General features: G+C 45.7%; 21 protein-coding genes and 7 tRNA genes. 21 read left to right on the forward strand and 7 right to left on the reverse strand.

The genetic code is table 11. From position 1 onward, the window contains the following. Positions 1-18 precede the first annotated feature (18 nt). A complete protein-coding gene (locus tag AC27G9_RS18960; protein WP_487076056.1) occupies positions 19-930 on the reverse strand; it encodes a 2OG-Fe(II) oxygenase family protein in 912 nt (303 codons plus the stop codon). A 111-nt stretch (positions 931-1041) separates the two neighbouring features. Then, complete coding sequence (locus tag AC27G9_RS18965) at positions 1042-1986, reverse strand: SDR family oxidoreductase (RefSeq protein WP_487076057.1); 945 nt, start codon at positions 1984-1986, stop codon at positions 1042-1044. A 129-nt stretch (positions 1987-2115) separates the two neighbouring features. On the opposite strand from AC27G9_RS18965, the gene AC27G9_RS18970 reads away from it, so the two are divergent. The 3 genes from AC27G9_RS18970 (at position 2116) to AC27G9_RS18980 (ending at position 5954) form a co-directional block, all read left to right on the forward strand. Next, on the forward strand, positions 2116-3021 hold the full coding sequence (locus AC27G9_RS18970) for an AraC family transcriptional regulator (RefSeq protein ID WP_487076058.1): 906 nt from the start codon (positions 2116-2118) through the stop codon (positions 3019-3021). A gap of 340 nt (positions 3022-3361) precedes the next feature. Continuing rightward, a complete protein-coding gene (locus AC27G9_RS18975; RefSeq protein WP_487076059.1) occupies positions 3362-4981 on the forward strand; it encodes a methyl-accepting chemotaxis protein in 1620 nt (539 codons plus the stop codon). Positions 4982-5039: 58 nt separating this feature from the next. Further along, entirely contained in the window at positions 5040-5954 is a 915-nt protein-coding gene (locus AC27G9_RS18980) for a histone deacetylase family protein (protein ID WP_487076060.1), read from the forward strand. Here AC27G9_RS18980 and AC27G9_RS18985 read toward each other — a convergent pair. The 3 genes from AC27G9_RS18985 to tsaA form a co-directional block, all read right to left on the reverse strand. Next, entirely contained in the window at positions 5944-6783 is an 840-nt protein-coding gene (locus tag AC27G9_RS18985; protein ID WP_487076061.1) for an MBL fold metallo-hydrolase, read from the reverse strand. The genes AC27G9_RS18980 and AC27G9_RS18985 overlap by 11 nt on opposite strands. 46 nt (positions 6784-6829) lie before the next feature. Continuing rightward, positions 6830-8512: a proline--tRNA ligase gene (locus AC27G9_RS18990; RefSeq protein WP_487076062.1), complete on the reverse strand. Its 1683-nt coding sequence runs from the start codon at positions 8510-8512 to the stop codon at positions 6830-6832. Positions 8513-8626: 114 nt separating this feature from the next. Beyond that, positions 8627-9352: a tRNA (N6-threonylcarbamoyladenosine(37)-N6)-methyltransferase TrmO gene (gene tsaA / locus AC27G9_RS18995; protein ID WP_487076063.1), complete on the reverse strand. Its 726-nt coding sequence runs from the start codon at positions 9350-9352 to the stop codon at positions 8627-8629. A 428-nt stretch (positions 9353-9780) separates the two neighbouring features. On the opposite strand from tsaA, the gene AC27G9_RS19000 reads away from it, so the two are divergent. From AC27G9_RS19000 to AC27G9_RS19015, 4 genes are read left to right on the forward strand one after another with little or no spacing between them, the layout of a single operon-like run. After that, positions 9781-10707: an ABC transporter ATP-binding protein gene (locus AC27G9_RS19000; protein ID WP_487076064.1), complete on the forward strand. Its 927-nt coding sequence runs from the start codon at positions 9781-9783 to the stop codon at positions 10705-10707. Further along, complete coding sequence (locus AC27G9_RS19005; protein WP_487076065.1) at positions 10704-11438, forward strand: ABC transporter permease subunit; 735 nt, start codon at positions 10704-10706, stop codon at positions 11436-11438. Before AC27G9_RS19000 ends, AC27G9_RS19005 begins: the two co-directional genes overlap by 4 nt. 2 nt (positions 11439-11440) lie before the next feature. After that, positions 11441-13288, forward strand: coding sequence for a GldG family protein (locus tag AC27G9_RS19010; RefSeq protein WP_487076066.1), 1848 nt, complete (start codon positions 11441-11443; stop codon positions 13286-13288). After that, complete coding sequence (locus tag AC27G9_RS19015) at positions 13288-14262, forward strand: DUF4340 domain-containing protein (protein WP_487076067.1); 975 nt, start codon at positions 13288-13290, stop codon at positions 14260-14262. The genes AC27G9_RS19010 and AC27G9_RS19015 overlap by 1 nt, the downstream gene beginning before the upstream one ends. A 28-nt stretch (positions 14263-14290) precedes the next feature. Here the strand turns inward: AC27G9_RS19015 and AC27G9_RS19020 are convergent, their stop codons facing one another. Both AC27G9_RS19020 and folD read right to left on the reverse strand, forming a co-directional pair. Beyond that, positions 14291-14845, reverse strand: coding sequence for a DUF1415 domain-containing protein (locus AC27G9_RS19020; protein ID WP_487076068.1), 555 nt, complete (start codon positions 14843-14845; stop codon positions 14291-14293). Beyond that, positions 14845-15699: a bifunctional methylenetetrahydrofolate dehydrogenase/methenyltetrahydrofolate cyclohydrolase FolD gene (gene folD, locus AC27G9_RS19025; RefSeq protein WP_487076069.1), complete on the reverse strand. Its 855-nt coding sequence runs from the start codon at positions 15697-15699 to the stop codon at positions 14845-14847. Before folD ends, AC27G9_RS19020 begins: the two co-directional genes overlap by 1 nt. Positions 15700-15937: 238 nt before the next feature. On the opposite strand from folD, the gene AC27G9_RS19030 reads away from it, so the two are divergent. The 14 genes from AC27G9_RS19030 (at position 15938) to AC27G9_RS19095 (ending at position 26361) form a co-directional block, all read left to right on the forward strand. Further along, positions 15938-16014 (forward strand) — tRNA-Pro (locus AC27G9_RS19030). 26 nt (positions 16015-16040) lie between these two features. After that, positions 16041-16117: transfer RNA gene (locus AC27G9_RS19035), tRNA-Arg, on the forward strand. A 30-nt stretch (positions 16118-16147) separates the two neighbouring features. After that, a tRNA-His gene (locus AC27G9_RS19040) sits at positions 16148-16223 on the forward strand. Positions 16224-16229: 6 nt separating this feature from the next. Then, positions 16230-16314 (forward strand) — tRNA-Leu (locus AC27G9_RS19045). A 23-nt stretch (positions 16315-16337) separates the two neighbouring features. Further along, a tRNA-Pro gene (locus AC27G9_RS19050) sits at positions 16338-16414 on the forward strand. Positions 16415-16469: 55 nt separating this feature from the next. After that, positions 16470-16545, forward strand: a tRNA-His gene (locus tag AC27G9_RS19055). A gap of 6 nt (positions 16546-16551) precedes the next feature. Then, positions 16552-16636, forward strand: a tRNA-Leu gene (locus tag AC27G9_RS19060). Between the two features lie 259 nt (positions 16637-16895). Next, positions 16896-18200: a trigger factor gene (gene tig / locus AC27G9_RS19065; RefSeq protein WP_487076070.1), complete on the forward strand. Its 1305-nt coding sequence runs from the start codon at positions 16896-16898 to the stop codon at positions 18198-18200. 98 nt (positions 18201-18298) lie between these two features. After that, positions 18299-18928: an ATP-dependent Clp endopeptidase proteolytic subunit ClpP gene (clpP, locus tag AC27G9_RS19070; protein WP_487076071.1), complete on the forward strand. Its 630-nt coding sequence runs from the start codon at positions 18299-18301 to the stop codon at positions 18926-18928. Between the two features lie 69 nt (positions 18929-18997). Next, positions 18998-20272 carry an ATP-dependent protease ATP-binding subunit ClpX gene (gene clpX / locus AC27G9_RS19075; RefSeq protein ID WP_487076072.1) on the forward strand — a complete coding sequence of 425 codons (1275 nt, stop codon included), beginning with the start codon at positions 18998-19000 and terminating at the stop codon, positions 20270-20272. Positions 20273-20593: 321 nt separating this feature from the next. Further along, positions 20594-22948, forward strand: a complete 2355-nt coding sequence (gene lon, locus AC27G9_RS19080) for an endopeptidase La (RefSeq protein ID WP_487076073.1) — start codon at positions 20594-20596, stop codon at positions 22946-22948. Positions 22949-23266: 318 nt separating this feature from the next. Next, positions 23267-23539: a nucleoid-associated protein HU-beta gene (gene hupB, locus AC27G9_RS19085; RefSeq protein WP_012518978.1), complete on the forward strand. Its 273-nt coding sequence runs from the start codon at positions 23267-23269 to the stop codon at positions 23537-23539. A gap of 244 nt (positions 23540-23783) precedes the next feature. Further along, positions 23784-25670: a SurA N-terminal domain-containing protein gene (locus AC27G9_RS19090; RefSeq protein ID WP_487076074.1), complete on the forward strand. Its 1887-nt coding sequence runs from the start codon at positions 23784-23786 to the stop codon at positions 25668-25670. Positions 25671-25806: 136 nt separating this feature from the next. Further along, on the forward strand, positions 25807-26361 hold the full coding sequence (locus AC27G9_RS19095; protein ID WP_487076075.1) for a PH domain-containing protein: 555 nt from the start codon (positions 25807-25809) through the stop codon (positions 26359-26361). The last annotated feature ends 1 nt before the right edge of the window (position 26362 follow it).

Genomic DNA, 26362 nt, shown 5'->3' on the forward strand with positions numbered 1-26362 from the left:
TTCAGCGCAACGCACTTATCAAAATGGGGCGAAACTGTCTGCTACCGTTGCTGGAATCGTCCATCGTTGCTCAGGTGGTATTGATAAGTCTGTCGAATCAAACCTAGGGACGTAGCCATTTTCACCATATAACCACAGTACCAAGTTGGAACGTGTGCCACTCGTAATGGGTTGAGCCGCATGGGGCACATTCCCTCTATGGATAACCGCCGTTCCTGGTTCAAATGTTAACGCATGGGTTTTACCCGTTTCGGGATTAAAAAAGTCCACCGTACTGCCGCTGAATGTTTCTCCCGGAGCATTCAAGTTAATGTTTAATGTGACTGCAGACGCATCCGTATGAGGCCGGATTGACGTGTCTTTTGACGGTTGATACTGAATAGAGAATCCAAAACTTTGTGTATCATGCCCAGTGACCTCTGGGAACAAAAGTCGTGAAATCGGCCTCATGTAAACATCAATAAGCATCTGATAAAACGCTTGGAAGTGGGGTGTTGCCAGATACCCTTGTGAACGTCTATCCAACATCATTCCTCGTCGGTTCAAAACAATCCCATAAGGGGGGCGAAGCGGGATCTTGGCGTCCGCGACGTGATCTAAATATTGGTTTAACAAAGGCAGTTTATCCGGTGCGAAAAATTGGCACTGGTATACGCCCGGCACGACTTCTTGCCACAACTCCTTGACGGCATTTTCAGTGAGTGGCTGTTTCCATGCATTGTCTACGGCATTTTTAATCACAGGATTTATGAGGCTATCGCTAAGTTGTGGCAAGGTGTCGCTCTGAAGGTTTTCCCATTCGCTCCATGCTTCGCTCAGCAGTGTTTGGTGTTCAAGCCAAAACGCTTGAACAGAGGGGGCTCGTTGAAGCATAGCTTCACGAGAGGGTAGAGTTAAAGTACGCGCTTGTTCTAGTGCAGTGGTCGACATTAGTTAACACTCCGGTTGCCAGATTACAGTGTGCGTACTTTATTGGTTTTATTTTTGTTGATAAAGGTCTTGATTTGATAAACAGAATTTAGTTTATGTTTATAATTATGCCTAAAGAGACCACTTAAAACCGGTTTCTAGCTCTGAGACTTGCCATAATCTAGTCGCGGTACTGTGATCAAGCACGAGTGGGTCAAGTTTACATTCACCTACTGGGCCGACGGTATCAGCTCGTTTTGTTGGCCCGTATAATGTGTATGGGGCCAAAGGCTTGTCAGTTGCACACATCACTTCCGGCCACGCTCCACGGTGGGCAGATTGAGCGATAAAACGGGAAAGCACTGCCCATAACGCTTTGTTAAAACCACTTGCCGTGTCTTTGAGTAAGTTTGTTTTAGATGCGCCAGGGTGACAAACGTGAACTTGTACGGGGCTATTTTTTGCTGATAAGCGTCTTTGTAGTTCGTAGGCGAACATCATCTGTGCAAGCTTACTTTGTGCGTAGGCATTCCACGCGGTATAGTTTTTCTCGAAATTGAGGTCGTCAAATTGAATGGTTTTAAGGCCCATTTTATATGCATTACTGCCCACTACGACGATTCGGCCTTGTGCTTTAGCGATGAGATCAAAAAGTAAGCCGCATAATAAAAAATGCCCAAAGTGGTTTACGCCTAATTGGCTTTCAAAACCATCTTTGGTTTTCTGGAGCGAGGCGACCTGTGCGATGGCACCATTGCACAACAAGCCGTCTATTTGCGTAACTTGACTCTTTATCATATGCGCGGCGAGTCGCACAGATTCGAGATCGCCCAAATCGAGATGTACCACATCGACGTCGATATGACTGCCTAATTCCGCTTTGAGTGATGCTATCGCTTCAGCTGATTTATGCGGGTTGCGGTTGAGCATGATGACTTTTGCCCCTTTCGATAGCAGAATTTTCGACGCTTCAAATCCAGTGCCAGAGTTCGCTCCCGTAATTAAAAATGTTTTGGTCGTCAGCGAGTGTAAGCGTGCGGGGGTCCAACCCAAGGAGCCAAATGGAAGAGTTGTCATTGTTTGTACCTTGTTGTGAGTCAATAAAATTTGCGAAAAATGTAATATAAGTCTCATTAGCCTTGTTAAATAGACGGATTGGTCTCTATAATTTGCCAATTTGTATCATTTTTAGGTTTTGAGAATGTCGTGAAATATAAAAGTTTGGTGAAGCAGCAGGTGTTATCGAATGTCACAGAAGAAGGACTAGTGGCTACCTGTATTCCCGGTGTTAGTTTGTTCAGAGTGACGACTGCAATACCTTGTTCACCGGCGGTGTATGAACCTGCGGTTATCGTTATTCTCAATGGTACAAAAGAGGCGATTTATGATGGCAATCGTCACCTTTATGATCACAATCAGTATTTGTGTTGCTCAGTGACGTTACCGATAGAAACCGGTACACCTCAGGCATCTGAAGACGACCCACTTGTCGGCGTCTACATTTCACTAGATACCGAAGTGATGACCTCCTTGGTACTCGCATTGGAGGGCGGGACAGCGACTACTCACATGGAGTCAGCCTCAGTTGGCGACGAACACCAAGGGATCGTCCTTGCGGACTGGGATGACGCCTTTGCCGAAGCCTTGTATCGGCTTCTAGCACTAATAGGCAATGAGATGGATGCCAGTGTGCTTGCATCTAGTCGACTTCGAGAGTTTTACTACACCTTGTTAACGGGCGACATGGCACTACCACTGCGACGCGCGTTTGGCGTGGGGAATGATATGGGCAAAGTTATCCAATATTTATCTTCCCGTCTCTCTGAAACAATCACGATTGAGCAGTTAGCCGAACAGGTAAATATGAGTCGTGCGGTTTTCCATCGCAAGTTTAAGCACGTGACTTCTATGTCGCCACTTCAATATGTCAAATCTATGCGGCTGAACACCGCTGCTATGAAGATAGCTGTTGGGGAAAGTGTAACCCAAGCTGCGTTGGGCGTCGGGTATGAGAGTGCATCTCAATTTAGCCGGGACTTTAAGCGCACATTTGGACAGTCACCGAAACGCTGGGGGCAAAAGCAAAGAGAATTTGAGCAATTCCTTTCTTAGGTCGCCGATTAAATTTGTCATAAAACTGTCTAAAATCTTTCACACTAGCTTAAGCAATATCTTCTAGCCTTAGTGTGAAAGGTATATGTTTAACTTCGGTAGTGTTGTAAATGCTGATTGCAATTTTGTTTTATGTTGTCGCAAGTGCCGCGCTCATTGGCGTAGCTGAATGGTTTTATCACAGGCAGAGTGGTCATTGGTGAGCGATTCGCCAAGACACAGGGACAGTGTTAACTCAAGACACTTTTTTCCTTCCCTTCTTACACAGGTGTCATGTCACTGTCATAAAACTATCATCTAATGTTAGCGCTTTTTTTAAGTGTATGGATGAGGTGTGATTGTGAACTATACGAGTATTAGTCGCTTGGTCATGGTACCGGTGCTTTTCAGTATATTAATTCTAGTGGTGTTAAACGCCTCGTCTATCTATAAATCTTTTGTTGTCCTCAGCAGTTTTGACGAACTCGAAGCGACTTTGGTCCAAACAGAAAGAGATGTAAACGAAGGCCTAAGCGCGTTTAAGACCCAGGTGCAAGAATGGAAAAATGTACTTTTAAGAGGCCACAAGGACAGTGATCGTGAGAAATATTGGAAACGCTTTCAGCAACGGGAAGAGGAAATTCAATCCCTGTTCAAGTCCTTGTTGAATAATCCGGTTATGACGGCAGAAGACAAACGCGATATTCAACGTTTTTTGTCTGCACACCAAATGATGGCGCAAAAGTATCGCGAGGGCTATCAAGCATTTATCGACTCAGGATACGATCCTAAGACAGGCGACAGTGCCGTAAGAGGGATCGACAGAGAGCCGGCAAAGCTCATAGCGAGTATTGCGGATTCCGTCGCGTCGCAATCGAAATTTGCGGTGAAAGACCTAAAATCGTCTACTCGACAAACCCTCTGGTGGATACTCAGCGCGGCCATAGTCTTGTCTGCTATTTGTGTTTTCTACGTGGTTCAACGTCTGCGCTCACAAGTCATTAAGCCAACTAAAGATATCGCTAGGACCATTTCTCAGTTATCCAAGAGTCAGTATAACGAATCACTCAATTACACAAGCCGTCATGAATTAGGCGTACTCGCTGATTCGGCGCGCAAGCTACAAAGTAAACTTGCACAGTCGGTGGAACAGCTCAAGCATGCGGAGTCGGAGATGGACACAGCAAAACTGACACTTTCTGATGTCAGTGAGGCAATAGAATCCGGAGCACAAGAACAAAGGTCGACGTCTGAAAAGTTAGAGTTCAGTACCGATAAACTGCGCGAAATTGTACAAAGCTTAGTGGCGATTACAGACCAAGTTGCTGTTGCAACCGACAATTCGGACAAAAATGTCGCGACTTGCTACCAAACGTTTGAAAAAGCCAATGCAGGCTTTGAACAGCTAGCGCAAACCGTGACGCAATCTAGCCATGTTGTCGACGCGCTGCAAGCTCGTAGTGCTAACATCCTGAAAGTGGTTAATGTGATCAATGAAATTGCTGACCAAACCAACTTATTAGCGTTGAACGCTGCGATTGAAGCCGCTCGTGCCGGTGAGCACGGAAGAGGTTTCGCTGTCGTTGCTGAAGAAGTCCGTGCGCTAGCGGCTAAAACACAGCAATCGACGCAAGAAATCAATGATATTTTGACCAGTTTTGAGCAAGAAGCCCGTGGTGCGGTCGATAGTATGCGTGAAGGCCGGGAAATGTCTGAAATTAATGCCCGTGAAGCACAGATGGCATTGGGCATATTGAATAACGTGGTCAGTGATATCAAAGAAACAGCGAGTGTTGTTGTGGCGTTAAATGATGCGGCGGACGAACAAGAGGAAGTACTTGGCTCGGTTGAACGTATTATTAGTGATGTCGTTGACTCTTCTAAACGCTATCACGACTTAGCGCAGAGTAACTCTATTGGCGTATCCATTTCGAGTATGGCTAAAAACGTCGATACGGTCGTAAGTGCCTTGACTCGCTAAGGATTGATAATGTCAGTGTGGTCGCAATCTGGCCACACTGGCTGTTATACTATGAAGTATGACGTATCCATCTCTCGTATTTGACCCTATCTATAGTCAGTTGCCATTGCCAAAGCAACACCGATTTCCCATCGAAAAATATCAAGGCATACACGATGCCCTAGTGCACAGAGGTATTCCACCGTCTCGTTTCGTCAGGCCAGAAAAAATCACGGTTGCAGCGCTCAATAGCGTGTTTGACCCCAACTATGTGGATAAACTGATTGATGGCCAGCTTGATAGGAAAGCGATGCGTAGGATCGGGTTTGAGTGGTCACAGCATCTGATTGCTCGGAGTCTGACGGCAGTCGGTGGAACTGTGCTGACTGCGAAGTTAGCCTTAGAAAATGGCAGAGCACTCAATTTGACTGGTGGTTACCACCATGCGTTTGCCGATTTTGGTTCAGGATTTTGTTTGTTCAACGATTTGTATCTTGCTGCAAAAGAAATGCTCAGCCATGACCATATTGATAGTGTGCTCATTATTGACTGTGATGTGCATCAAGGTGATGGTACGGCACTGTTAGCTAGCCAAGACGACGATATTTACACGGTGTCATTACACGGCGAGAAGAACTTTCCGCATCGCAAGCAGCAATCAGATATTGACTTGGGTTTCGATAAGGGAACCAAAGATGATGAGTACTTAACCTACCTTGAATCGACCTTGTCGCTGGCGTTTTCCTGTTCGAGACCTGATGCAGTCATATACGATGCTGGGGTAGATGTGCATGAAAATGACGACCTAGGCCATCTATTGATTTCCACCAACGGTGTCTACACCCGGGATAAGATGGTCATCGATCGCTGTGAGCGAGAAGGGGTACCGGTAGCCTGTGTCATCGGCGGTGGCTACCAACGCGACATCCCGGCTTTGGTTGATGCCCATCTTCAATTATTCATCGCTGCTGGCGTTGATAACCTTAAAACGTAAGTGTCATGCCTTCAGCAGAGGCAAACATTTCCAAAGGCGATTCGGCGATTTCTATGTACTGATTGCAATGCTCGATGATGGCATCGATATCACTGTCCGTTCGTTCGGGATCGTGACTGTACAGCGCGAGGCGTTTGCAATTACTGGCCATGGCCAATTTAACGGCTTCCTCAGCCACTGAGTGGCCCCATCCTGCCTTTTTTGGCATATCAGATAACATGTACTGTGCGTCATGTATGACGACTTCAGCGTCTCTTACAAATTCCACAAATGTTAGGAAGTCAGTTTCCTTTTTATAAGGCGGATAAAGCTCGTTATCCGTTACATAAGCAATTTTGCGGTTGCCTTCTGTGATGGTGTAAGCGCTGCCTTTGCCTGGGTGATTCATGGGCAAGCGCTGAATCGTTGCGCAGCCGATTTGCCACGTATCAATCTCTGCGGGTATGGGTTCAATGCTTATTTCAGACGCAAGTGCAGTATGAGGAACGGGGAATACCGACCCTGACATTTGCTTTAATATTGCATCATACTCGGGCAAGTTGGTTTGCCCTGGCGTAATTAAAATTTTGCGGCCTGGTTGGAAAATGGGGACGAAAAAGGGAAAACCTTGGATGTGATCCCAATGATTATGGGAGAGCAACAAATAGATAGGCGTATCTTTCGCCGCCAATTTCATGCCTAACTGACGTATGCCAGTACCTGCGTCTAGTACTATATCAGTTCCATCTGACAGCTCGACGTGTACACAAGCAGTGTTACCCCCGTAGCGAGCGTAGTCCGCACCGGGGGTAGGAATTGAACCTCTAACACCGTAAAACGTTAATTGCATAGGAGCTCCCTATACCGCCGTGTGAGAGGCCAATTCATATTATCCCTTACAAGTTTGCTACGAACTCACTCACAGCATCAAGAGATAACATTTGCTTCTCGCCAGTACGACGGTTTTTATATTCAACCTCTTGATTGTCTAGGTTTCTTTCACCAATAACAATGCTATGAGGTATGCCAATTAATTCCATGTCATTAAACATTACACCCGGGCGCTCTTTTCTGTCGTCGAAAAGTACTTCTATACCCTGTTCCACTAAGGCGTTATAAATACTCTCTGCTGCATCCTTGATACGCTGCGACTTATGCATGTTCATTGGAATAAGTGCAATTTTAAACGGTGCAATTGGATCTGGCCACATAATGCCAAATTTATCGTGATTTTGCTCAATCGCTGCGGCAACGATACGCGAAACACCGATGCCATAACAACCCATGGTTAATGTTTGATGTTTACCTGTTTCGCTCAATACACCACAGTTCATTGCCGACGAATACTTATCGCCCAGTTGGAAAATGTGGCCGACTTCGATACCGCGCTTGATATCCAACGTTCCTTTCCCGTCTGGTGAAGCGTCTCCAGCAACGGCATTGCGCAAGTCTTCGCTCTCAGGCTTGCTCTCCCAATTGGCATTGACCATTGCTTTGCCGTTCTCTCCCGCACCACAAGCAAAATCAACGAGTGTAGCTGCACTGTGGTCAACAATTACTGGCAAGGCAACAGCCAAAGGATTGATCTGTGCGGCACTGCAACCCAACAATTGATTCGCTTTTTCGTCACTGGCAACAATTAACGGACTTTCGATGCTCGGTAGTTTTTCGACTTTGATATCGTTAAGTTCGTGATCACCACGAAGCACCAGCACAACCCACTGATCTTCACTTTCTTCAGTCGATTGACCTTTGACCAAAATGGTTTGTAAGCGCTTGGCGGGTTTGGTGTCTAAAGCAGACAAGGGCATATCTAATGTTGCGACAGGTTTGCCACTTGGTGTATTTGTCTCGTCCAATGATGACAGTGGTGCCATTTCAACATTAGCCGCATAGTCTGATTCGTTGGAAAATGCGATTGCGTCTTCACCTGAGTCAGCTAGTACGTGGAATTCATGTGAAACACTTCCGCCGATCGATCCTGAATCTGCAATGACGGCTCTGAACTCGAGGCCCATACGCGTAAAAATGTTGCTATAGGCTTCGTACATCTTGTCATATGTATTACTCAAGCAAGCTTCGTCAAGGTGGAAGCTGTAGGAGTCTTTCATCGTGAATTCACGACCACGCATAATGCCAAAACGGGGGCGAACTTCGTCGCGGAACTTGGTTTGAATTTGATACAGGTTTAGCGGTAACTGTTTATAGCTACTCACCTCATTGCGAACTAAGGCCGTTATGACTTCTTCATGAGTTGGCCCCAGTACAAAGTCACGATGATGACGGTCTTTAATGCGAAGCAACTCCGGACCGTATTCTTCCCAACGACCAGACTCTTCCCACAAATCAGCTGGTTGCACAACAGGCATCAAGACTTCAATTGCGCCAGCTTTGTTCATTTCTTCACGTACGATATTGGCCACTTTATTTAGCACTCGCAAGCCAGTCGGCAGCCATGTGTACAAACCAGAAGCGAGTTTTCTGATCATGCCAGCTCTCAGCATTAGCTGGTGGCTGATAACTTCAGCGTCTGCAGGCGTTTCTTTTTGCGTTGACAATAAATACTGACTCGTACGCATGAGGTGATGTATTCCTTTGTAGATATAAATTTAACCGCGGTATTCTAGCAGTGTTGAAACTTGCCACAAATAAAAATTCACCTTGCTTGAGGATTTAATTGTTGGACGTCTTGTTCAGTTTGGAGATTTCTCTTCAAGTGAGTGTAGTGCAAGCACCACAATACAACCGCGTTCAACTCGCCATTCTACGTCGAAATTGTAGAGTTGCACCCGATAGTGTTTGGGGTCGTCATCAATACGCTGTTTATATGCAGGGCGCGGGTCTTGACGCAATACCGCGTGAATGAGTTGCGCCACATTCGCGTCTTGGTCGGAGAATTGTTCAACCTGAACATCGGCTAGCGAGGTAAACCGTACCTCGCGCTCTGGTATGGTGTTAATGGTTTCGATTGCGGCGTGAGCATTGGGCACACTGTCGGCGTAGGGTAAGTAGGGTTTGATATCCAATATTGGTGTGCCGTCAAGTAGGTCTACTCCAGAGACTTCTAAAACTGTATTGCCGCCGACTTTCGTAACGCCGAGGTTTTCTACCACAGACATGCCTATGCCGTTGGGGCGATGGGTACTGCGCGTAGCAAGTACACCCATCGTTTTATTACCGCCGAGGCGGGGTGCTTTTACTTTTGCCTTCCAGCCCCTTTCGACGGTTTGATGAAATTGAAAGAGGATCCACAAATGACTATAGCCTTCCAATCCTTCTAACATGTCAGCATTATCGTATTCTCCGATAAATTGGATTTTGCCCTTCGCTTTTGCAAGGCCAGGTTGGCGTGGAATAGCAAATTTCTGCTTGTATGGCGTCGCTATTGTCGCGATAGGGCTGATGGATATTGATGTCATGTCTCTCGATTTCGGCCTTAAAAATGGAGTGAAAAACTAACGGTAACACGCGCTACCGTAACGCATTTGGGTATGTCCTCTGGTGGAAACACAGTCATTACCCTTGTCATATATTTCTCACATTCATCTTATATATTCTTCGCGCTGGTGAAAACTGGCGCTGTATCCGGCTTGGGATATCGAATGCAGTTTCCCTGGATCCCATTTTTCAGGCTTGCCACAGTGCAAGCCTTTTTTATTTGAGCGGAATCCGTCGGAATTTTGACGTTTAAAGGATGATTGAAAAGTCACTCTATGTCACTATATTGCCTTTTGAAAATCGGGGCTATTGATTGGCTGCCAGAGCTAAGCGATGTTGTCGCTGTTTTACTGATGTAAGATGAGCTCAAAACCCCAAATACCACAAGAGGTTTTCTGATAGGACGACTATGATCTCTGTAAAACATCTTTCTAAATCTTTTGGGCAATTCGAAGCCGTCAAAGACTTGAGTTTTGACGTCAACCCAGGAGATATTGTTGGTTTTCTCGGTCCCAATGGGGCAGGGAAATCCACCACGATGAAAATGCTGACCGGTTTTTTATCGCCCAGTAGTGGCCATATTGAAATCAACGGTTTGGCACTTGAAAAGCACCTAAAAGCGATTCAATCGCAAATTGGTTACTTACCAGAAGGTGCCCCTGCCTATGGTGATATGACGGTCTATCAATTTTTACTTTTCATCGCAAACGTTCGCAAGTTGAAAGGGGATGCTCGCAAGCAACGCTTGGCCAAAGTAATTGAGCAAACCCAGTTAGGTGAGGTGTTAGACAAACCCATCGAACAACTTTCAAAAGGATTTAAACGCAGGGTAGGTCTGGCCCAAGCTATCATTCATGATCCACAAATACTGATTTTAGATGAGCCTACAGACGGACTTGACCCGAACCAAAAGCATCAGGTGAGACAACTGATTCAAACACTGGCGCTAGATAAAATCGTCATAGTGTCTACACACATTCTCGAAGAAGTGGCAGCTGTGTGCAATCGCGTAATGATCATTGCTGATGGTGAGATGCGTTTCAACGACACCCCTATGGCATTGCAGCAGACATCCCGTTATTTCAATGCAGTAACCATTACATTGAGTTATGCGGCAGATATCTCTGGTTTGGCAGAAGTAGAAGGTGTGGAAGAGATGGAAGTTGACCGATTGACAGGTGCCGTGACCCTGTTTCCCGAGCCGGGTGTCGCCATTTTACCTGCGATTAGTGAGCATATTCAGCACAGGCGGCTACCCGTGGACAGTATTCACGTCGAAACCGGTCGCCTAGACGAGATCTTCCGCACGATAACAAGCAAGGAGAGCGTCGAATGAGGAACGTTTTCATTATTACTCAGCGCGAATTTTCTAGTTTCTTTGCCACCCCAGTGGCCTATGTGTTCATCGCTATCTTTTTAATGCTAAATGGTATTTTTAGCTTTTTTGTCGGCGGGTTTTTCGAACGAGGCCAGGCTGACTTACTGCCGTTTTTTAATTTTCATCCTTGGTTGTTCTTGTTCTTGGTTCCTGCCATAGCAATGCGGACCTGGTCCGAAGAGCGTCGAACTGGCACTATCGAATTACTGATGACGCTTCCGATCTCCATCGCAGAAGCCGTGCTTGGCAAGTTCCTTGCGGCATGGGCTGTGATTGCTTTGTCGCTCGCATTGACATTCCCAATATGGCTAACAGTGAATTACCTCGGCTCGCCAGACAATGGCATTATAGTGGCGGCCTATTTGGGTAGCTGGTTGATGGCTGGCGCCTTTTTGGCAATCAGTATGTGTATGTCTGCACTGACTAAAAACCAAGTCGTGGCGTTTATTTTAGCCATCGTGGTTTGCTTCTTATTCGTGATAAGTGGCAGCAGTATGGTGTTAGAGCCCTTTCAGCATTGGGCGGGGAACCTCGTGATAGACACTGTTGCCTCATTCAGTTTTCTCAGTCATTTTGAGTCAATGGCAAAGGGCGTTATTGCTTTAAATAACGTCGCTTATTTCTGCATCGTGATTGGGATTTGGTTATACGCCAGTTTGGTAGTCATTGAGCAAAGGAAGGCAAATTAATTATGTTCAAGCGAATTGCATTGCTCCTGACAACCGTTCTTCTGGCACTCTTGTTCGTCGGCTTGGTATTACTCAACAACCAATTGTTAGACGACTATCGCGTAGACCTGACTGAGAACAAAGTTTACACCTTGTCTGAGGGAACACAGCAGGTATTGACCGACTTAAAGGAACCGGTAACGCTGTACTATTTTTTCTCACAAGAAACTTCGAAAGGCATGACGAGTTTGCGCAACTATGCAAACCGAGTAGAGAGCTTGTTACGAGAATTTGAAAAAGCGGCTGAGGGTAAGGTGAGGCTCAATATTATTGATCCTAAAGCCTTCTCTGAGTCAGAAGACCAAGCTGCACAATTTGGATTGACTGGCGCCACTCTTGGGCCTATTGGCGAAGCGGTGTATTTCGGATTGGCAGGAACAAATATGGTTGATGAACAGTTAACCATCCCGTTTTTTGATCCCCAAAAAGAGCAGTTTCTAGAGTACGACATTGCCAAAATGGTGTATCAGTTGAGCATTTCTGAACCCGTCACTGTAACCTTACTGACCGATCTGGCGGTAGCAGGCGGCCAGAATCCAATGACAGGTCAAGTGGACGCGCCGATGGTGTTTTACACCCAGTTGACTCAACTGTTTAACGTAGAATTAATTAATTCTTCGGCTTCTGCTTTACCTGAATCAACCAAACTGCTGATTGTTGCTCACCCTCAACAAGTGTCAGATGCACTCGCTTACGCTATTGATCAGTACGCGATGGCAGGAGGGCGTATATTGGCGTTCGTAGACCCTCATTTTGAGTCTGATGCGATGACAATGATGGGAGGGGCCGGAGCCAATGCCTCATCATTCGATTTATTGTCTGCGTGGGGGATTGAAGTTGACCTACAACAAGTCGTACTCGATGCGCAATTGGGGCTCGACATCCGAGGACCCCAAGGAGGCGTAGTCAAACACCCCGGTATCTTAGGTGTTACCCAAGAGAACTTTCCTTCTGATGGGGTCATTACGACTCACTTAGAAATTATCAATATCGCGAGCGCGGGCCATTTGTCTCGTTTGAGAAATAGCGGGTTGAAACAAGAAGTACTGGTGCAGAGTTCCAAATTTGCAACGCTCGCGGACGCCGCTTTTGTCGCCGGCGAACAAGACCCTCTTGTGCTGCAACGGTTGCTCGGCGAAGAGAACCAATACATTCTAGCGGCGAGATACACAGGACGTGCATCGTCCGCCTATGACGGGGCGCCTGAAGAATACAATCAGTCACATGTTGGCAAGACAGATAGACTCAACGTGACTGCTGTGACAGACAGCGATATGTTGACAGATAGATTCTGGGTTCAACAAACTAACTTTTTTGGTGAAACTCTCTACACGCCTTTTGCCAACAATGGTGATTTTATCAGCAACGCCGTTGAAAACATGAGTGGCAGTGACGCGTTAGTGAGTATTCGTAGCCGTGGTACTTTCGTTAGGCCATTCAGCGTTGTGCAAGATTTAGAACGTATTGCCGAAGCCAAGTTCCTTGAACAGGAAGAGGTATTGCAAAACCAATTGGAACAAACTGAAGCACAATTGGCACAGCTACAAAGTTCTCAGGAGCAAAGTAGTGCATTAGTCGTGACACCAGAGCAACAAAAGGCAATCGACCAGTTTATTGCTCAAAGAGTGGAAATTAGAAAGGCATTGCGGGATGTACGTTATCAACTAGAGCGAGATATTGATGAACTGGGCAATATTCTAAAAGTCATTAATATTGCCATTGCACCATTGGTTTTGGTGCTCATTCTGATTCTGTTCAGGTGGGCATTGAAACGCAGAGCGGGAAATAAGTTTAAGGAAGAGGCAGCCTAATGCAGCAAAGAATTATTGTGTTGGCAGTCCTAGTGGTTGCCACACTGAGTGCCAATGTATACCTGTACCAACGTGACATGCCCGAGGACTTAGCACCGGAAAAAGTGTTGTTGGGAGAGTTGGTGGCGTCGGCCAATCTATTAAACCAAGTCGCAATAGAGTCGGCTGATGGCGTCGTTTTTGAAGCGGTTAAGGATGGTGATAATTGGGTCGCGACCCATTTAGATGCATCGTTAACCTTCCCAGTGTCAGAGCAAGCAATGAAAGACTTAGTGTCTGCGTTGAGTCAAGCACGCGTTGTCGAAGAGAAAACGGCTAACCCTAACCTATACAGTAAGCTCGGTGTTGAAGGACTCGATTCAGCCAATGCACAAGCCAGTTTAGTGAGGTTATCTTCGCCAAATAAACAATGGCGGTTGCTCATCGGCAATATCGCGAGTAGCGGAATCGGACACTTTGTCAGGCAGCCCAATCAAGCGCGAAGTTTTCTTATCGATCAAACCATAGAACTACCGTTAACGAGAGTTGACTGGCTTGATAACACAATCAATGTTGTTGATATGGAAAACATTGTTACTATCACTTGGTCGCAAAATCGAACGAATGAGCTGACAATCCGTCGAAACGAACAGGACGATACGCAATGGGTGTTGGAGGAAATGACAGCGTCTGAATTGCCAACTTACCCAGAAGTCTTTGCCGCGCAAGTTGAGAAGATACAGAAGTTACAATTCAACGATGTCAAAGTTAGCTTGCCGGAAGATGTTGTTGGACAACCATCCTACGGTATTACGTTGACCGATTCCCAGGGTTTTCAATATGAATACAAGCTATTTGGCGGCCAGGACGACAACGGATATCAGTTGTATATCAGTTCTGATGATAAAGAGCTTTGGACCAGCTACTGGTTGTTTGATATCGACAGCTTTGAAAGCAGTGTGTTTAAGTTGTCCAGGCAAGATTTAGTTCAATAAAAGTGAGAAAGGCAGCGGGCGCTGCCTTTTATGATTTGAGTGTATGCTTACAACGCTCGAGTATCTGCGCAAAATGCGCACACCCTTTTTGCTCGGTCAACTCAATATTGTTGACCGGAATGGATTCCGGGTCGCCATAGTCGCTCAGCGCTCGCTCTATGTCGTTTTCACGTATAAGGTGAAACAGTGGTAGAGGGGAGCGGTTGGTGTAGTGACTGGGCGAGTCTTCAGCTTCACCTTCAAACACATAGTCTGGATGAAAGCTTGCTAATTGAAATTGCCCTCGATAGCCTGTTTTATCAAGCATATCGTTCGCCTTATCCAGCAACGCTAAGTAGTCAAAGAAGTCTTCATAACCTCTAGCTAATATGACCAGTGTGGTGCTGATTGCAGCTTCACTTTCCAGCGTTAGGCATTCTTGTTCCAACGCTTTGATCACAGCTTTAGGTGCAGTGGCTTCCAACACAGCATAGCGAATCGTTTCAGGCGAACGAACAAACTGGGCAAAGGGGCAAAAGTTATGGGAGATGACAACGTCATCTACCCATTGCCGCGTTGCGGTGATTCTCGGATCTTCTTGCATTAAGAATGATACTTTACGTACGCTTCTAACGTATTTTCGATGAGGCTCGCCACTGTCATTGGGCCTACACCGCCAGGTACTGGCGTGATCCAACCGGCACGCTGTACTGCGTTGTCAAAATCCACGTCACCGACTAAGTGTCCGTCTTCAAGTCTGTTGATACCGACATCGATAACGATAGCCCCTTCTTTAATCCAATCTCCGGGAATAAAGTTCGGCTTACCCACGGCGACTACGAGTAAATCAGCGCGTTTGACATGGGCTTTTAAATCTTTTGTGAATTTATGGCAGGTGGTGACCGTGCAACCAGCCAGCAATAATTCCAATGACATGGGACGTCCAACGATATTTGACGCTCCAACGATAACGGCGTCTAAGCCTTTGATTGGGCGTTTTGTTGATTCAATCATTGTCATTATCCCTTTTGGAGTACAGGGACGGAGAGCAGGAATACGCTGCGCCAATCGACCTATGTTGTAGGGATGGAAGCCATCGACATCTTTATGAGGATGAATGCGTTCTAAGATGGCCTCAGCGTTTAACCCGGCTGGTAATGGTAATTGAACGAGAATTCCATCGATATCTGGATCCCCATTGAGTTCGTCGACAAGAGAAATCAGAGCGTCTTGCTCGCTGTCTGCGGGGAGATCATAAGAGCGTGACACGAAACCAACTTCTTCACACGCTTTGCGTTTATTTGAAACGTAGACTTGAGAGGCTGGATCGCTACCAACTAACACCACTGCGAGCCCGGGTTGGCGCTTTTTGGCTTTGGTGAGAGTGTCGACATAAGAGGCGACATGTTGGCGAACTTGTTTGGAAATTACTTTACCGTCGATGAGATGAGCAGTCATAAGGAATATCGATTATCATTTGTTAGGTTGTGTGCACTGATATAATATTGTTTCACAAGTGACGTTTAGTTGCCAAAAATGTGTCACTATTTTATTCAGATTGCACAAAAAAATGACGGATTGCTCTGTTTGTGAGCGGTTGACAAAAATCCTGAAAAAAGTGTTTGACGAGGTAGGGGCAAGTCGGTAATATGCGCCACCCGTAGCGGCAGTGAACTTCACCGCCCTACAGCAGAGTCGGTGAGTGGCGCAGCTTGGTAGCGCACTTGGTTTGGGTCCAAGGGGTCGCAGGTTCAAATCCTGTCTCACCGACCACTTTTTTGCTAGCGATGATTCGCCGAGCGTCCGTAGCTCAGCTGGATAGAGCAACGGCCTTCTAAGCCGTGGGTCGCAGGTTCGAATCCTGCCGGACGCGCCATTGGCTAGTCAGGCAAGCAAAAAAACAATGGTGGGCGTAGCTCAGTTGGTAGAGCCCCGGATTGTGATTCCGGTTGTCGTGGGTTCAAATCCCATCGTCCACCCCACTTTTTGCGGAAGTGGTGGAATTGGTAGACACGCTGGATTTAGGTTCCAGTGCTTCACGGCGTGAGAGTTCAAGTCTCTCCTTCCGCACCATTCTTTTTTAAAGAATACAAGATCGGTGAGTGGCGCAGCTTGGTAGCGCACTTGGTTTGGGTCCAAGGGGTCGCAGGTTCAAATCCTGTCTCACCGACCATCTTTCTAGGGTGTTTGTCCCTACACATTTGTGGAATCAAACATGTAATACGACGGTGGGCGTAGCTCAGTTGGTAGAGCCCCGGATTGTGATTCCGGTTGTCGTGGGTTCAAATCCCATCGTCCACCCCAGTTTACGCGGAAGTGGTGGAATTGGTAGACACGCTGGATTTAGGTTCCAGTGCTTCACGGCGTGAGAGTTCAAGTCTCTCCTTCCGCACCATCTATTTGTTTCTTTTTTGCGCATATCCGCGCGTCGATTCTCAAAAGTTTTAAAAAACCACGGAAAAGCGCCGATCTGGCTCTGTTTTTCTCTCGACTCTGATATTTACTGGCTGTATACTACCGCGTCTTTTTTTAACCAACGTGATACACAACGTTGAACCATGGCCACTTTGAGTGCAACTGCATTAACGCATTCGCACTGTACGAAGTGGTTTGAAATAAAGCGTCATTTATAGACGTAAAGTTGAGGTAACAGAATGCAAGTTTCAGTCGAGACGACCCAGGGTTTAGAACGCCGTCTTACGATTACTGTGCCTGCTGAGTCAGTTGATTCTGCAGTTAAAGCACGCCTACAACAATTAGCGAAAACACAACGCATTAACGGTTTCCGCCCTGGCAAAGTACCAGTAAACGTAATTAAAAAGCGTTTCGGGCAAGCTGTTCGCCAAGAAGTGTCTGGCGACGTAATGCAACAGAATTTCTATCAGGCGATTATCCAAGAGAAAATCACGCCTGCTGGCATGCCTTCATTTGAACTTACAAATGACAAAGACGGCGAAGACTTTGTGTTTGTCGCCTCTTTTGAAGTTTACCCAGAAGTCGAAGTAAAAGGCGTTGAAGAAATTGAAATCGAAAAGCCAACGGTTGAAATCAACGATGAAGACTTGGCTAACATGATGGAAACGCTTCAAAAGCAACATTCAGAGTGGAAAGAAGTTCGCCGTAAAGCGAAGAAAGATGACCGCGTTGTTATCGATTTCGTTGGTACTATCGACGGTGAAGAGTTCGAAGGTGGAAAAGCTGAAGATTTCACACTTGAACTTGGCCAAGGTCGTATGATTCCAGGTTTTGAAAAGCCACTAGTTGGTGCTAAGAAAGGTGAAGATGTTACTGTTGAAGTGACTTTCCCGGAAGATTACCACGCTGAAAACCTAAAAGGTAAAGACGCGGTTTTCCAAGTCGCTGTGAAGAAAGTTGAAGGCCAGAAACTACCTACAGTAGACGAAGAATTTGCAAAGCTGTTCGGTGTTGAAGAAGGTGGTGTTGAAGCGCTAAACGCTGAAGTTCGTAAGAACATGCAGCGCGAGCTTGACCAGACGCTGAAAGCTCAAGTCAAAGAAGACGTGATTGCTAAACTACTTGAGAAGAACGAGTTTGATATCCCTCAAGCGCTTATCGACCAAGAAGTTAACGCATTGCGCGAGCAAGCTAAGCAACGTTTTGGCGCTCAAGCTGGTGGCCAAGAAATGCCTGAGCTACCTGCAGACTTGTTCACTGACAACGCTAAACGTCGTGTAAGCATTGGTTTGCTTCTTGGCGAAATCATCAAAACTGCAGAGCTAAAAGCGGATGAAGATAAAGTGAAAGCGCTTATCGAAACAGCTGCATCTGCATACGAAGACCCACAAGAAGTTATTGATTACTACAACAATAACCAAGAGCTTATGCAACAAATGCAAAATGTTGCACTAGAAGAACAAGCTATCGATTGGGTACTTGAAAACGCAAAAACAACCGATGTTGCTAAAGCGTTTGATGATGTAATGAACAAACAGGCGTAAATTTCGTTTGTATAATTGACTTTATTAGTCAGCACCTGATTAAATGCTCGGACTCGTCCGAGCATTTTTGTTTTTAACGAAGAGAATTCAAGGTAGCTATGATAAATCCACCTAATGATCCAATGAACGCCCTAGTTCCTATGGTTGTTGAGCAAACTTCTAAAGGGGAACGCTCTTACGATATTTATTCTCGACTACTGAAAGAAAACGTTATTTTCTTAGTGGGTCAGGTTGAAGATCACATGGCAAACTTAATTGTTGCACAGATGCTGTTCTTAGAAGCAGAAAATCCTGACAAAGACATCTTCTTGTACATCAACTCACCGGGCGGCTCAGTAACCGCTGGCATGGCTATCTACGACACGATGCAGTTCATTAAGCCTGACGTGAGTACAGTTTGTATTGGCCAAGCGGCAAGTATGGGCGCTTTCTTGTTGTCCGGTGGCGCGAAAGGTAAGCGTTACTGCCTGCCCAATTCACGAGTCATGATTCACCAACCACTTGGTGGATTCCAAGGTCAAGCATCTGATTTTGAAATTCATGCAAAGGAAATCCTGTCTATTAAAGAGAAGCTCAACCGCTTGATGGCCCAACACACAGGTCAGGATTATGAGAAGGTCGCACATGACACAGATAGAGACAATTTCTTAAGTGCAACTGAAGCCATGGAATACGGTTTGATCGATCAAGTAATTCAAAATCGATCTGACGCGGGCGCAACTAAGTAGTATAGTTATAAGACCTGAGCACGATTTTATTCTTTGTTGTGTGCTCAGGAACGCTAGAGGCAATAGATAATGAGTGATAAACAGAACGGTGATGGCGATAACAAGCTGCTGTATTGTTCTTTTTGTGGCAAAAGCCAACATGAAGTCAGAAAGCTAATCGCAGGCCCTTCCGTCTTTATTTGTGATGAGTGCGTCGAGTTATGCAACGACATCATCCGGGAAGAAATCAAAGAGATTGCTCCGAAACAAAAGCAGGATGCGTTACCTAAGCCCCACGAAATTCACGACCATTTGAATGATTATGTGATTGGACAAGAGCACGCTAAGAAAGTCCTTTCTGTTGCGGTATACAATCACTATAAGCGTCTACGCAATGGCGATACCCATGATGGTGTTGAATTAGGTAAAAGTAACATTCTGCTGATTGGTCCAACGGGTAGTGGTAAGACGCTATTGGCTGAGACTTTGGCTCGATTACTTGATGTGCCATTTACTATGGCAGACGCTACGACGCTGACCGAAGCCGGTTACGTGGGTGAAGACGTTGAGAATATTATTCAGAAACTATTGCAGAAATGCGATTACGATGTAGAAAAAGCCCAGCGCGGTATTGTTTACATCGACGAAATCGACAAGATTTCTAGAAAGTCTGACAATCCGTCTATTACTCGTGATGTATCCGGAGAGGGTGTCCAACAGGCGCTTCTCAAGTTGATTGAAGGTACGGTTGCATCGGTCCCGCCTCAAGGTGGTCGCAAGCACCCTCAGCAAGAATTTTTGCAAGTAGATACGTCTAAAATTTTGTTTATCTGCGGTGGTGCCTTTGCCGGACTAGACAAAGTTATAGAACAGCGTGCACAAACGGGCACGGGAATTGGTTTTGGTGCGGAAGTGAAATCCGCTGAAAATACCAAGCAGCTCAGTGAACTTTTCAAACAAGTAGAGCCAGAAGATTTGGTGAAATACGGTTTGATTCCGGAGTTTATTGGTCGTCTACCGGTAGTGACCAGTTTGGAAGAACTCAGCGAAGATGCATTGATCCAAATCCTTCGTGAGCCTAAAAATGCTATCACTAAGCAGTACGCAGCACTGTTTGCTATCGAAGACACTGAACTCGAGTTCAGAGACGATGCTCTACATGCTATCGCGAAAAAGGCGATGGATCGTAAAACGGGTGCAAGGGGCTTGCGTTCGATTGTTGAAGCAGTATTGCTCGACACCATGTACGACCTGCCATCGACTGATGATGTGAGTAAAGTGGTCATCGATGAGACTGTCATCAAAGGGGAGTCCAACCCTATCTTGATTTATGACAGTGCCGATAAGAAAGCGGCATCAGAATAAAAAAGGCCCTCAGGGCCTTTTTTGTTGGCGCCGTGCGAATAGCGCCATGTTTCGAAATTTGCTTCATCAATCTTCTTTTTTCTTTTTGATTTACACATAAACCCTTGCGAAAGCAGAAAAAAACAATATTGTTAAGTTAGAGCCGAGACGGGTAGGTAAGTATTGTTGAGGATGCACTTTTTGCAATTCGATGGAACGATATCACTTTCTGCCTTTTTTATGGACGCGAAGGCATCATATATAACAACAAATCAATTCAATAATTGAACTTTGTCTCCGTATCCCCATATAACACTTATCAGTAATAAATAGAGTACACGTATGACAGTTGAGCGTGAAAATCGCATAGAAATTCCGGTGTTGGCCTTAAGAGATGTGGTGGTTTATCCGCATATGGTCATACCATTGTTTGTCGGTCGTGAAAAATCGATTCGTTGCCTCGAAGCTGCGATGGACAACGATAAGCAAATCTTCCTTGTGGCTCAAAAAGATGCCAGTGTTGACGAACCCAGTAGTGAGGATATCTACAGCGTAGGGACTATCGCTACTATTTTGCAGCTGTTGAAGCTACCGGATGGTACAGTAAAAGTGCTAGTGGAAGGGAATGTGAGAGGCGAGATCGATACGCTTTCCCAATTAGACCCTTACTTTTTAGCGACGGTTGATAAAACGGCTGATGAAGAACTACCGGAAACTGAGCACGAAGTCTTGATTCGTTCTTCCGTTTCGCAGTTCGAGGGTTACGTCAAGCTCAACAAAAAGATTCCTCCCGAAGTCTTAACTTCACTTAACGGTATCGAGGATGCAGCTCGCCTAGCTGACACCATGGCGGCGCATATGCCACTGAAGCTTGCTGAAAAGCAGAAAGTGCTCGAGATGAAAGGCATAAATGATCGTCTAGAATACCTCATGGCACTAATGGAAGGTGAAATCGATTTACTTCAAGTCGAGAAGAAAATCCGAACTCGTGTCAAAAAACAAATGGAAAAAAGCCAGCGTGAGTACTATTTGAATGAGCAAATGAAGGCCATTCAAAAAGAACTCGGTGAGTTGGATGAAGCGCCTGATGAGTTTGAAGCGTTGTCGAAGAAAATTGATGATGCCAAGATGCCTAAAGAGGCAGAAGAAAAAGCCAAGTCAGAATTGCAAAAGCTAAAAATGATGTCGCCGATGTCAGCGGAAGCGACAGTTGTGAGAAGCTACATTGACTGGTTAGCGAATGTACCATGGACGAAACGCAGTGTAGTTAAGAAAGACTTAGCACGTGCAGAAGACGTACTGAATGCGGATCACTATGGTCTAGATAAAGTCAAAGAGCGCATTGTGGAATACCTCGCAGTGCAGCAACGAGTGAAGAAGCTCAAAGGTCCAATTCTTTGTTTAGTTGGTCCTCCTGGTGTAGGTAAAACGTCGCTAGGGCAATCTATTGCGAAAGCGACGGGCCGAAAGTACATTAGGATGGCTTTGGGAGGCGTGAGAGATGAAGCGGAAATCCGCGGTCACCGCCGGACCTACATAGGTTCTATGCCCGGCAAATTGATTCAAAAAATGGCCAAAGTGGAAGTGAAAAACCCACTGTTCTTGTTGGATGAAATTGACAAGATGTCGTCAGACATGCGTGGTGACCCTGCATCTGCTCTGTTAGAAGTGTTGGACCCAGAGCAAAACAGTAGCTTTAGCGACCACTACCTAGAAGTGGATTACGACCTGTCAGACGTAATGTTTGTTGCAACGTCAAACAGTATGAACATGCCAGAGCCTTTGATGGATAGAATGGAAATTATTCGTCTGTCGGGGTATACGGAAGATGAAAAACTCAATATTGCCCAGCGCCATCTCATTTCAAAACAGATGGAGCGAAATGGCTTGAAGAACAATGAGCTGACGATTGAAGAGTCTGCCATTGTTGGCGTGATTCGATATTACACACGTGAAGCTGGTGTACGCGGTCTTGAAAGAGAAATTTCTAAGATTTGTCGCAAAGCAGTGAAACACATACTGCTGAGCAAAGACAAATCGCCAGTTGTGGTTAACCAAGATAATCTCAATGAGTTCTTGGGTGTGCAGCGCTTTGACTATGGAAAGGCGGACAAAGATAACCAAATTGGTCAGGTGACGGGCTTGGCTTGGACACAAGTCGGCGGCGACCTGTTGACGATAGAGACAACGTCAGTGCCTGGTAAAGGTAAAACAACGTTTACGGGCTCTCTCGGTGATGTCATGCAGGAGTCAATCCAAACCGCTATGACGGTTGTGAGAAGTCGTACCGAAAAGTTACGAATCAATGATGATTTTTATGAAAAACGGGACATTCATGTTCACGTTCCAGAAGGCGCGACACCCAAAGATGGTCCAAGTGCGGGCATCGGTATGTGTACCGCATTGGTCTCCTCACTGACGGGTAATCCGGTAAAATGCGATGTGGCGATGACAGGCGAAATCACACTGCGCGGTGAAGTGTTGGCGATCGGCGGCTTGAAGGAAAAACTACTGGCTGCTCATCGAGGTGGCATCAAAACCGTTGTCATTCCGAAAGACAATGAGCGTGATTTGGAGGAAATCCCTGATAACGTTAAGCAGGATCTCGCGATTCACCCTGTTAAATGGATTGATGAAGTTTTGGACATCGCGTTAGAAGAGCCGGTTGAGAGTTTCTCTATTTCGAATACTCATTAACCTAGTATCTACGGCTACAGGCCCGATAAATCATGGGCTGTAGCTTATTTTTTATAAAAATTGTTCAAAATTTGTGCATGTGTTGTGATAAATCTGATTTTTTTTAGATTTAGGGCTTCCAAGTGTAAAAAGTTGTGATACCTTTACTTAGTACTCGCTTGAAGCCTTGTCACTAAAGGGATAGCAGCGATTCACTTAAAGTTAAAAAATTGTAACACAGTGCTTGATGTTAACATTCAAGCTTGTTATAAAGTTTGAGTAATCAAAAACAGATTGTCAGACAAGACAGTATAATAACAAACGAAGGGGATTATAATTGTGAACAAGTCTCAACTTATCGACCAAATCGCTGCTGGTGCAGACATTTCTAAAGCTGCAGCTGGACGTGCTCTTGACGCATTCACAGACTCAGTAACTGCGGCACTTAAAGACGGTGATCAGGTTGCACTAGTTGGTTTTGGTACTTTCTCAGTAAGAGAGCGTTCTGCACGTAGCGGCCGTAACCCTCAAACTGGTGAGACTATTCAGATTTCTGCAGCAAAAGTGCCTTCTTTCAAAGCTGGTAAAGCTCTTAAAGACGCTTGCAACTAAGCAAATCTTTGTTAAAAAAGGCGATGGGATACCATCGCCTTTTTTGTATCTGCAAGGTTCCAAGTTCAAATGATGCTCTAGCATTAACATCTCAAAGACCTGTGCGATATAACAACAAAAACATCGCGTCCTTATGTGAGATTGCGCTATAATCTGCCCTCAAAATATTCAGGCCTATAACCAGTTTTTATACGGATAAAACGTCACCTGAATAAGTGTTGTACAACGGAGTTAAAGTAAAGTCATGTTAGAAAGAATTCGAGAAGGGTCTCAAGGGCCTTGGGCGATGGCAATCATTGCTCTTATCGTCTTGAGTTTCGTGTTCGCGGGAGTAGGAAGCTATGTTAGTTCTTCTGGCTCTAATGCTGCCGCTGTCGTAAACGGCGACGAAATAAGCCTAGTAGAGCTTGAACGCGCCTACCAAAATCAGCGTGCGCGCATGGAATCTCAGTATGGTGAGACGATTGCTACCTTGTTTTCCGATGAAAGCTATCTCGCAGATTTCCGCAGGAACGTGCTAGATCAGTTGATTGCTGAAAAACTCATGGAGCAAAAAGCGACTGACATGGGTTTACGCATTAGCGACCAGCAAATCAAAGACGCTATCGTCAGCATGCCGGAATTTCAGTTAGCGGGTAAATTTGATAACGAGCGTTATAAAATTTTATTGCGTCAAAATGGTCTTCAGCCTAGTGGTTTCAGAGACATGTTGCGTTCGCAAATGACAAGAGAGCAATTAACTCGTTCGCTGCAAGGCAGTGGTTTCGCATTGCCGTCTGAGGTGGCTAGGGTCAATGCCCTGCAGTTGCAAACCAGAGATGCCAAATATATGACCATCAACGCGGAGCCCTTTAAAGCCCTTGTCGAAGTAACAGAGCAGGATATCGAAGCCTATTATCAGGCGAATATTACTCGCTACGATACTGAGGAAGAAGTGAAGGTTGCCTACGTTGAGTTGAATGCTGAGAAGCTACGAGATGAAGTTACCGTATCTGACCAGCAAGTCGCCGAGTACTATGAAGCGAACAAAGCATTGTATCAATCCGAAGAGCAGCGTCGTTTGTCGCACATTTTGGTTGAACTAGGTGATGACGAAGATGCCGCTCAAGCACGTGCAGAGGCTTTACTAGATAGATTGCAAGCGGGCGAAGAGTTTGCTGCATTGGCCGCGTCAGAGTCGGACGATACGTTCTCCGCTGAAAATGGTGGTGACTTAGAGTTTATTGCAGTGGGCGATATGGACCCGGCATTTGAAGAAGCTGCATTTGCATTGGCAAATGTAGGTGACACGACTCAAGTAGTGAAATCCGAATTTGGTTTCCACATTATTAAGTTGACCGAGTTAATTGCAGAGCAAACAAAATCACTTGAAGAAGTACAAGGCGATATCAAAGCACAGCTAATTGCTGATGCAGCCTCTGAAAAATTCTACCAGTTACAGTCAACAATGGAACAATTGGCGTTTGAAATTCCCGATACATTGGAAGACGTTGCAGCCGAGCTGAACACGGAAATAGCGGAAACGGCGATGTTCTCTCGCAATGCCTTGCCGGTAGAGTTGGACAACCCTGAATTAGCAACTGTGGTCTTTTCTTCTGAGCTTATCGAGGAAGGCGTAAACAGTGATCTTATTGAATTAGGCAACGAACATGTTGTTGTTGTACGTGTCGTTGAACATAAACCACAGCGCACTCAAAGCCTAGATGAAGTCAAAACCGATATTGATGTCGCACTGAAGTCAGAAAAAGCGCAGCAGGCTGCAGAAAGCTGGGCTTTGGACATTGTTGAGAAACTCAACGCTGGTGAAGATGTGGCTGGGGATTTGGCAACATACAGCTTGGCTTGGGAAACGGCTGATACCGTATCTCGTGCCGACACCCGAGTGCCCCGTAACCTAGTGACAGAGCTGTTTAAGTTGTCACCAAATGCCGGTGAGAATCGCCAAGTGGCAACATTGTTTTCTGGTGATGTAGGCATCGTTGAACTTGTAAAAGTTAACGCTGCACCAGAAGCCGATGAGGCTATCTCTGAGCAGATTACGCAACAACTTGCGGCAGCAGTGAGTTCTCAAAGCTATCAACAGCTTATCGAACAATTGCGTTCAGAAGCCGATATCTCGGTGAATATCTAGTACCGACCGCATGTGAAAAGCCCGGTGTCACCGGGCTTTTTTGTATCTGCGGAAAACACCTGTTACCACAACGCGCTTGTATTCTGCTTTGACCAATGCCATAACAGAACACACTGTTGGAAATGGAAATTCAAAAATGAAAGAAGCAATACTACAAGAAGCGCAATTTAATCCGTCGGTAAAGTCGTATTGGTTGGTTGTATTTGCCATTGTGTCCGGTCTTACCGTTATCGGTATACCTTTACTCATCGTCACTTTGCCTATCGTCTATCTCGTGTGTAAACGCATTCTCGAAGCGATGTCAGCCACCTTGTTTGAGCGAAAACTGGTGGTAAAGCGCGGTGTATTTTTCAAAGTCGAAAAATCGATACCGCTCGAAAAAATTACCGATGTCGCACTAGTTCAAGGGCCTCTTATGCGCGCATTTGGACTCCAGCAGTTGAGCTTCGAAACCGCCGGGCAATCAGACGCTGGAGCCTTGGTTTCGTTGCTTGGTGTTGAAGGTGCTGAAGGCTTTCGAGAAGCCATCTTGGCGCAAAAAGATGCGTTGATGTTAAGCTCGAGTGATAACGCTCCAAATGAGGCTGTGCCATTGCCTAGCGATATTCAAACTTTAACGGAAAGTGTTCAGCGTATTGAGGCGTTGCTGACTCAGCTTGTTGATGCAAAATCGACAAGTAACGGAGAGTAAT

This window comes from Alteromonas sp. 5NS40-0096, from assembly GCF_057544385.1.

Bases quoted from the DNA above. Each gene is read 5' to 3' on its own strand.
- tsaA (WP_487076063.1), bottom strand. From the start codon at position 9,352: ATGACATCAATATCCATCAGCCCTATCGCGACAATAGCGACGCCATAC.
- AC27G9_RS19005 (WP_487076065.1), top strand. From the start codon at position 10,704: ATGAGGAACGTTTTCATTATTACTCAGCGCGAATTTTCTAGTTTCTTT.
- clpX (WP_487076072.1), top strand. From the start codon at position 18,998: ATGAGTGATAAACAGAACGGTGATGGCGATAACAAGCTGCTGTATTGT.
- AC27G9_RS19010 (WP_487076066.1), top strand. From the start codon at position 11,441: ATGTTCAAGCGAATTGCATTGCTCCTGACAACCGTTCTTCTGGCACTC.
- AC27G9_RS18965 (WP_487076057.1), bottom strand. From the start codon at position 1,986: ATGACAACTCTTCCATTTGGCTCCTTGGGTTGGACCCCCGCACGCTTA.
- clpP (WP_487076071.1), top strand. From the start codon at position 18,299: ATGATAAATCCACCTAATGATCCAATGAACGCCCTAGTTCCTATGGTT.
- folD (WP_487076069.1), bottom strand. From the start codon at position 15,699: ATGACTGCTCATCTCATCGACGGTAAAGTAATTTCCAAACAAGTTCGC.
- AC27G9_RS19095 (WP_487076075.1), top strand. From the start codon at position 25,807: ATGAAAGAAGCAATACTACAAGAAGCGCAATTTAATCCGTCGGTAAAG.
- tig (WP_487076070.1), top strand. From the start codon at position 16,896: ATGCAAGTTTCAGTCGAGACGACCCAGGGTTTAGAACGCCGTCTTACG.
- AC27G9_RS18980 (WP_487076060.1), top strand. From the start codon at position 5,040: ATGACGTATCCATCTCTCGTATTTGACCCTATCTATAGTCAGTTGCCA.
- AC27G9_RS18960 (WP_487076056.1), bottom strand. From the start codon at position 930: ATGTCGACCACTGCACTAGAACAAGCGCGTACTTTAACTCTACCCTCT.
- AC27G9_RS19015 (WP_487076067.1), top strand. From the start codon at position 13,288: ATGCAGCAAAGAATTATTGTGTTGGCAGTCCTAGTGGTTGCCACACTG.
- lon (WP_487076073.1), top strand. From the start codon at position 20,594: ATGACAGTTGAGCGTGAAAATCGCATAGAAATTCCGGTGTTGGCCTTA.
- AC27G9_RS18985 (WP_487076061.1), bottom strand. From the start codon at position 6,783: ATGCAATTAACGTTTTACGGTGTTAGAGGTTCAATTCCTACCCCCGGT.
- AC27G9_RS19020 (WP_487076068.1), bottom strand. From the start codon at position 14,845: ATGCAAGAAGATCCGAGAATCACCGCAACGCGGCAATGGGTAGATGAC.
- AC27G9_RS19090 (WP_487076074.1), top strand. From the start codon at position 23,784: ATGTTAGAAAGAATTCGAGAAGGGTCTCAAGGGCCTTGGGCGATGGCA.
- AC27G9_RS19000 (WP_487076064.1), top strand. From the start codon at position 9,781: ATGATCTCTGTAAAACATCTTTCTAAATCTTTTGGGCAATTCGAAGCC.
- AC27G9_RS18990 (WP_487076062.1), bottom strand. From the start codon at position 8,512: ATGCGTACGAGTCAGTATTTATTGTCAACGCAAAAAGAAACGCCTGCA.